2 protein-coding genes are annotated in these 1,965 nt (G+C 38.7%); both read left to right on the top strand.

Annotated elements, in window-relative coordinates:
* The first annotated feature begins 103 nt into the window (after nucleotides 1-103).
* The gene (locus CBE72_RS20590; RefSeq protein WP_338092013.1) at nucleotides 104-901 is read left to right on the top strand and encodes a TRADD-N-associated membrane domain-containing protein; all 798 of its coding nucleotides are present in this window, start codon (nucleotides 104-106) and stop codon (nucleotides 899-901) included.
* Nucleotides 902-1,010: 109 nt separating this feature from the next.
* Nucleotides 1,011-1,877 carry a hypothetical protein gene (locus tag CBE72_RS10400; protein WP_100143484.1) on the top strand — a complete coding sequence of 289 codons (867 nt, stop codon included), beginning with the start codon at nucleotides 1,011-1,013 and terminating at the stop codon, nucleotides 1,875-1,877.
* Nucleotides 1,878-1,965 lie beyond the last annotated feature (88 nt).

Genomic DNA, 1,965 nt, shown 5'->3' with positions numbered 1-1,965 from the left:
ACAAACAGTGTGGCTCTGGTTTAACTAATCCACGAGAAAACACGGAGGCCGACATCTGCACAGGGAATCATTATGTCTATGCGTCATCTATGGATTTAGGAAAATGTCAGGAAACGAAGAAATAATGGAAAAGAATGAAGAAAAACAAGAAAAAGATGGGTTGCTGGCAAATATTGATGAAAAAATAAGTAAACTCCAAGTTCGCCTAGATCATAAAGAAAGTAGAGCCGCAGATGTCCTGCTCGGCCTAGTAATAGTTCTATGCATAGTTTTTGCTTTTATCGGCAATGATTTGTTAAAAGGAACTGGAATTGTAGCTGATGACTTTAAGTATGCACCTTTTGTCGGGGTAGCACTTACTTTCTATTTTGGATTTTTCTTTGCTTTTTTATCAACTAGAAGAAATGTTAGACGAAGGCAGTTGGTGGAAGAGTTGGAGAGTTTAAAGGCTAAAAGAAATACAATAAGGCCTTTGCAAGATAGTGAAAGCGTAACTTATTTTGATCGTCTGGTTGATATTAATATAAACAATTTAAGCGACTATTACTCGATGGTCAAAGAGCATACAGATAAAAGTTTCTTCGCGTCTATTTTTGCTGGTGGTATTGGCTTTCTACTAATCGTTACAGGTCTGCTTATCGGCTTTACTGATTTAAATAATTCACAGTCAATAGCATATATATCTTCTGGCTCAGGGGTTATCATAGAGTTTATTTCAGGCGTTTTCTTTTGGCTTTACAGTAAGACAACTCAGCAATTAAAAGGTTATCATGACAGCCTTGTAAACATTCAAAATGTACTGCTTTCTTTCAAAGTTATTGAAGATACTAAAGATGATGCAACTAAGCTAGAGATGGCTAAGACAATGATTACCTCATTGAATAGTACTAAAAACGCATAACAAGTGCCTAAACCAAAGGACGCAAAACAGCAGGCTTTCGCTCCTTCGTCGCTAACTTTAGCCTGCTATTTTACGCCGGTTAGGCAAACGTTAAGCGTATGGAGAAATAATGAGCATATTTAGAACAGATATAAAAGTTGAAGATCCTTCATACGAAAATCTTCGTGATGGTACAAATCCGGCTGAAATTGCAGGGAAAGAATTAACAGAAGCACTATGGGAACACTTTCAACCCTTTAGTGATGTGAACTTTTCAGAAGAACTTGCAATCGACTTTGATGCAAGGTTTTGGGAAATGGATTTAACAGTCGAATTATTAAAACAAGGTTTAGATGTTTCGTGTCCGAAACCAGGACCTGACGTCTGTGTAACAGACAAAGGGCAACGCCTGTGGTTTGAGGCAATTTGCCCCAAAGCAGGAAGCGGTGCCGACGAAGTTCCGTCTCCAATGGTCGGTGGCATAACTAAAGTCCCAGAAGATCAAATTAAACTGCGTTACACTTCAGCTATCCAAGAAAAGTTTACTAAGTACGAAAAGTATTGTGCAAAAGGTATTATCGGAAAAGATGAACCATATGTAATCGCTATCAATTCTTGCCAAATTCCAAGTGCAAGAGCGGATTTTCATCCTCCAAGAATAGTACGAACAGTTTTTCCGATTGGTGGTGAGGTGTTAAAAGTGAACAGAGGCACTGGGGAGACAACTGTTAGCTTTGAATTCTCTGCCACAGTACAAAAAGCATCCGGTACCGAGATCGACATTCAGTATTTCATTGACCCGAAATATTCAGGGATTAGTGGTATCTTGTTTTCATATTCAGATTGCTGCAATCGTCCAATATCTCAAAATGATTGGGTTTTTATTCATAACCCTCTCGCTAGCAACCCAGTAGAACATGGTTTGGTTTCATGTGCTTTGGAGTATATTGCAACAGAATCGGGTGAAGACACGTATGAATTGGTGCGTGTTGCATAAATACTCTTAACAAACGACTATGGCGTCAATCCTTTATTTTGGGCGATGTTTTGGTCCCACATGATGCCATCTCGAAGCATAGAGTTTA

Source organism: Shewanella carassii, assembly GCF_002777975.1.
GTDB classification, from domain to species: domain Bacteria; phylum Pseudomonadota; class Gammaproteobacteria; order Enterobacterales; family Shewanellaceae; genus Shewanella; species Shewanella carassii.
This window is presented reverse-complemented; position numbering and strand designations above follow the sequence as displayed.